The sequence below is a fragment of the Candidatus Hydrogenedentota bacterium genome, assembly GCA_019695095.1.
Taxonomy (GTDB): Bacteria; Hydrogenedentota; Hydrogenedentia; order Hydrogenedentales; family SLHB01; genus JAIBAQ01.
Genome location: JAIBAQ010000288.1, coordinates 1 through 5,320, shown reverse-complemented (window position 1 = coordinate 5,320; position 5,320 = coordinate 1). Strand labels below are relative to the sequence as shown.

The 5,320-nt window shown below is 60.8% G+C and carries 3 protein-coding genes; 2 read left to right on the top strand and 1 reads right to left on the bottom strand.

Annotated elements, in window-relative coordinates; translation table 11 throughout:
- A partial coding sequence (locus tag K1Y02_24970; GenBank protein ID MBX7259633.1) for a malectin occupies positions 1 to 2,052 on the top strand: 2,052 nt, incomplete at its 5' end.
- Between the two features lie 18 nt (positions 2,053 to 2,070).
- Here K1Y02_24970 and K1Y02_24965 read toward each other — a convergent pair.
- Positions 2,071 to 3,861, bottom strand: a complete 1,791-nt coding sequence (locus K1Y02_24965) for a DNA mismatch repair protein MutS (protein ID MBX7259632.1) — start codon at positions 3,859 to 3,861, stop codon at positions 2,071 to 2,073.
- A 131-nt stretch (positions 3,862 to 3,992) separates the two neighbouring features.
- On the opposite strand from K1Y02_24965, the gene K1Y02_24960 reads away from it, so the two are divergent.
- A partial coding sequence (locus tag K1Y02_24960; GenBank protein ID MBX7259631.1) for a hypothetical protein occupies positions 3,993 to 5,320 on the top strand: 1,328 nt, incomplete at its 3' end.

Sequence of the window (5,320 nt, the reverse complement as noted above, 5' to 3'; positions counted from 1 at the left end):
CCTCAGGGGTTCATGCAACTCGATATCGCCGCGGAGATGGGACTCGGATTGTTGCGCGCGTATCAACTCACGGGCAACGCGCGCTGGTTTGATGCCTGCAAACATTGGGGCGATCTGTTGGCGAAGAACCGCAACCGGGAACCCGGTCTGCCTCCTTGGAACCGCTATGCCAACCCCGAATGCATAACGTGGAACGACACGATGACCGGTGGCGTCGTGTTTCTGCTCGCCTTCTTCGACGAACTCATTCGGCTCGGCTATACGGGTCAAGACGGGGCCATCGTCGAGGCGCGCGCGGCGGGTGTGGCGTATCTACGCGACACCTTGCTTCCGCGCTGGATCGTCGACGACACATGGGGCCGCAACTACTGGGATTGGCAGGACCCGGTGCAGGCGGAAAATGTCACGGAGTTTGTCGTGCGCTACCTCATGGAACATCCCTCGGAGTTTCCGAACTGGAAGCACGACGCCCGTAACATCCTGTCCCTGTTCCTGAATCGCACGAGCGTGAACCCGGCGTCGCGCGGCGATACGTATAGCGGCGCGTGGGCGTTTCCCGAATCGTCCAATTGCTGCGGGCGTTCGCTCTGGTACGGGCCGATGGAACTCGCGAATGTGTTCGCCCAGTACGGTTCACTCGCAGACAGTCCATGGAGCACAGAGCTTGCCCGTCGCATCCAGATTCTTGCCACCTACGACACGCATGAGAACGGTATCGTCGAAGACAACATCGACGGCGGTCCCGTTGTCGCGGACGCGTGGTTCAAGATCGCCGGGCCCATGGCGTTGAAACACGTCCTCAGTTCCATGGCGTTCCTGCCTGCCATCGAAGGCGCAAGCCGCGAAAATCACATCATGCGCAGCACCGGCGTCGTGAACAATGTCGTCTATGACAAGGGACGCATCGTCTACACGACGTTCGACGCGCCTGCTCCTGCGTTGGACGTCCTGCGTCTGGCATTCAACCCAACGAAGGTGGAAGCCGATGGCAAACCGCTTACGCCCACGCCTCGACTCGATTCCGCCGGATATGCCCTTCAACCGTTATCGAACGGCGACTTCTTGATTACCATACGACGCGATGGGCTTCGCGAAATCGTCGTCACGGGAGAGGACCCCCAGCAGGCTCTGCCTGCGGAGAAGTTGACGCAAGTGGGCAATTGGCGCTCGAATCCCGATGGCAGCCTATCGAGCAGAGAAGCAGGGGCGTCTCTGGAATTTGGGTTCACCGGAAATCAGTTTCGCATCATCGGCAGTGTCGGACCCGCGGGCGGCCTTTCGGTTGTATATGTCGACGGCGCACCGCAGCGCGTTGCCATCGACTGCTGGAATCCCGCGCCGCGTGAAGATCAGGTTCTCTACTACCTCAACGGACTTCCGAATGCGGCGCACACGGTGCGCATTGTTGCTCGTGGCGCAGGCAATCCCAGAGCGGACGGCTTGTTCCTCGACGTCAAATCGGTGCAGTGGTCCGATGCTACCGGAACCCCGGATTTCGGCAGTGGAGGCGGCCCCAAAGACACCCAACGCATGATCTTCGGATACCCACAACGCGAAGACTTTGTCGATAGCGCGGGCAACGCATGGCGTCCCGCAACCGATTGGGTGGCTCGCGGCGGGGCCGACGCGGACATTGTGAAGCAATCGTGGTGGAGCGAACGCCGCCGCCTCGCCATCGCGAACGCCAAGGACTCGGAGCGGTATCGCTACGGCGTTCATGCGCCCGAGTTCTGGGCCAACGTCACGGTGGCGCCAGGAACCTATCACGTGAGACTCGGTTTCGCCGAATCACGCGAACTCGATCCGAAACTCCGCGCGGTCACGATTCTGATCAACGGGGAGGAGCGCGTGACGGACATGGATGTCGCGGCAACGGCGAACGGTATCAATACGGCGGTTGATCTCGTCTTCAATGACGTGAAGCCGCTGCACGGCATAATTGAAGTGCGCTTCGTAAACAGGAACGGTGGCGAAGCGATGTGCCAGTGGATTGAAGTTGGACCGGGCGACGGCGGCGCCGGCGCGACGCCTGTGCCAATCCCCAAAACGTAACACCGATCGATTTGCGGGCTATACGTCCAGCCCGACGGCGCGCATGAGTTCCAGCGCGTTGCTCTTTTGCACGACGCCCGAACGCAGCCGGTAGTCGAACACGAGTTTGCCGTCTTCAAGGTGATCTTCGAAATGAACGTTTGCCGCGCGCGACGTCAGCGCGTCGGCGATGCGCGCCAATGCCAGGTCGTGCGTCGTTACAAGACCGATGGCGCCGGCATCCAGAAACCCTTTTAATATCGCTTCGGCGCCCAATTGCCGATCATGCGAGTTGGTGCCGGCCAGGATTTCGTCAAATAGAAACAGGACCGGCTTTGCTTCCTTCGTGAGGTCCATCACCGCGCGCAACCGCTTGATCTCGGCGTAGAACCGCGACCGTCCTTCGTGAATCGAATCTTGAATGCGCAGCGTCGCGCCAATCGTGAGCGGGCTGATTCGCAAGCTTTTCGCGCACACCGGCGCACCCATTTGCGCCAACACCGCGTTGATGCCCACGGTTCGCAGCAATGTGCTTTTCCCCGACATGTTCGATCCGCTGACCACCCACATGCGCGTCGTGGCATCGAGCCGGACGCCGTTACAAACGCGCGTCGCCGACGGCAGCAGCGGATGTCCCAACTCGTCTCCGTGAAAGAACGGGCCCTCTTCCACAATCTCCGGGAATGGATCGCGGGGATGTTCGTAGGCGTACGCGCTCATGGAACACAACGCTTCTAATTCTCCGACCGCATTCAGCCAATCCGACACATGGTTTCCGTGGCGCGTACGCCATGTCTCGAATGCGCAGGCGAATTGAACGTCCCACAACAACAACGCCGCGACAGGCGTGAAAAGTTGGTTGTTGCGCGCTTCGTGCCACGTCGCCAGCCGGTGCAGCCGCGCGATGCACGCCGATGCCGATTGACCTTGCGAAGTAATGCGCGCCATCAATGCCTTGAGCCGCGCGCTTGCAACAGGCTCGCGCTCGAGCCTCGCCAAGACCATCGCCAACACGGCCAATTCCCGTTTGGGTTCGTCAATAGCGGCAATCGCGTTACGTACGCCCTTGGACAGCGGCCGCGTGACCGCCCATGCAACGGCGATCGCCGCAATGAAGGGAAACGTCGCGACACCCAGGAGCAGCATGACGAATGAAACCACCAACGCCGCGCCCACCAACGTCGCAATTGCGCGCGCGCGCGCCACGCAAAACGCTTGGGGCGCGGTGGCCCAGGCAACAAGCACCTCCGGATGCACACCCTCGCGAACCCCTTGCCCGAATTGCGCTAGGTCTTCCCGCAAATCGAGCCGGGACCGCAATTCATCGACCGCCTTTTGCCGCGCAAGAATCTCGTCGACTTCGGCGGGCGCGCACAACCAATCGGCAAGCGCTTGTTGCCCCGCGCGCGTGCGCGCGAGACACATCAACTCGAAAAGCGATCCGCGTCCCACCAGGTCGAGATCCGACGCGCAAAGATGATCGGTTGGAGCCAGGCCTTCGCCGCTGAGCCCCATTCCCGCCCAGCGATCTTCAATGCGGGCGATGCCGTGCTCGTAGAATGCGATGGCAATACGTGCCCGGTCGCGCGCGCGGATCACGCGATCATGACGCACAACGAGCACGACAAACGCGAGCACGGGAACAGCGAGCCATACCCACAGCCTGTCGTCGCCCCAAATCGCCGCCGCAATGATCGCCAGCGCGGCCAAAAACACAACGAGACGCAGGTTCGCGTAAAGCGCATCCTGCTTATCCAAGCGGCGCACCGTTTCCTGGCGCGCGGCCAATCGCCGTTGATACTCGGCTTTCGGCTCCACCGTCTGACTCATTGGCTCCCTTTCGATTCGCACTTCCGAGCAAGCAGCCAACTATACCATGAGGGCGTGCATTGACCTCTTATTCGGTCCCCACTATGCTCAATGAAACAATCTCGCGTTCCGGCCACTTGGGGGGAAGTAGCATGAATCATAGTCCGTATCAGAGGTTAGGCCGTTGGCGTGCAGGGATCGCCGTTTGGTTTGCGTTCGTCTCTATCATTTTCTCCCCGACTCATGCTTCGGCCCTGCTCTACCGCACGCCGGAAGGCACGCTGAAAGACAACTGCGTCATCTACAACGACGGCACTTACCACCTCTTCGCCATGTACCGCCGCGAACTGCGTAACCGCGATCAGGATCAATGGCGCGGCGTCTGGTCGGCCACATCCACCGACGGCGTCCATTGGAAAGACGTCGGCCCTGTCATCAACGATGCGCCCTTCGGCATCTACGCGATGCGCGTGTGGAAAGTGGGCGACACGTTTCTGATGAATCACGGCAGCTTCACCGGGGAAGCGCAAGATGTGTTGAAGCTGTGGGAATCGAACGATCTCGTTCATTGGACGTATCTCGGCGAGGAATGCGACATCCGGCGTCCCGACGGACAACGCATCGATCACATGGACGTGTTTCCTGAAACCGAAGGCGGCAAGACCGTGTACTACGGCTACGCCGTCGGCGGCATGCTGCGCTCCGAAGACGGCATCAAATGGACCTGGCTCGGCGACGTGCCGCTCACGGATGCGCTCGACATCCGCGTTGTGCAGGAACCCGGCGGTTGCCAACGTATCGGCGATTTGTATTACCTCCTCATGGGCGGCTTCTTTCCCGGCAACTACCAGTACAACGTCGGCACGTACGTTTCCGATAAACCGACCGGCCCCTTCCGGCCCGACTATCCGGCCTTGCGCCTCAACGGCTACTCCGGACGCAACGTCTACGCGCTCTGGGCGGGCTATTGCCGCAAGCCCGGCGAACTGCTGCTCACCAATTACATCCTCGATCCCTATGCCGACTTCTGGTGGCACGCCCCGCTCAAGACCGCTGTTATCGACGGTGCAAAACATCTGCGCATGGGGTATTGGAAAGGCAACGAGGCGCTCAAAGGCAAGGAACTCCCGTGCGACATCGCGCACGTCCAGTCTGTGAATGGCTCGGCCAATGCCTCGGCGGAATCGGTGACCCTCGCCGCCGCGCCGTTACCGCAAATCCGGTGGATCACCCCCGGCGAACCGAACCGATCCCTCGCGTTCCTGGAAGCGCCGCTTCCCACACAGAAAGGCCTCGTGGTTGAAGGCACAATTCAAATCAAACCGCTACACGGCCTCTTCTTTCCCGCCGTCGGCGTCTGCCTTGAACGCCCCAACCAGGAAGCCACCGCCATCCTCTTCGAATCCTGGGGCCAGACCGAAATTGGCACGCTGCATTCGACCGACACGATCCGCTTCGACTCCGAAGACATCACCGGCAC

Coding starts and splice junctions, on each gene's coding strand:
- K1Y02_24965 (MBX7259632.1), bottom strand. CDS start 3,861: ATGAGTCAGACGGTGGAGCCGAAAGCCGAGTATCAACGGCGATTGGCC.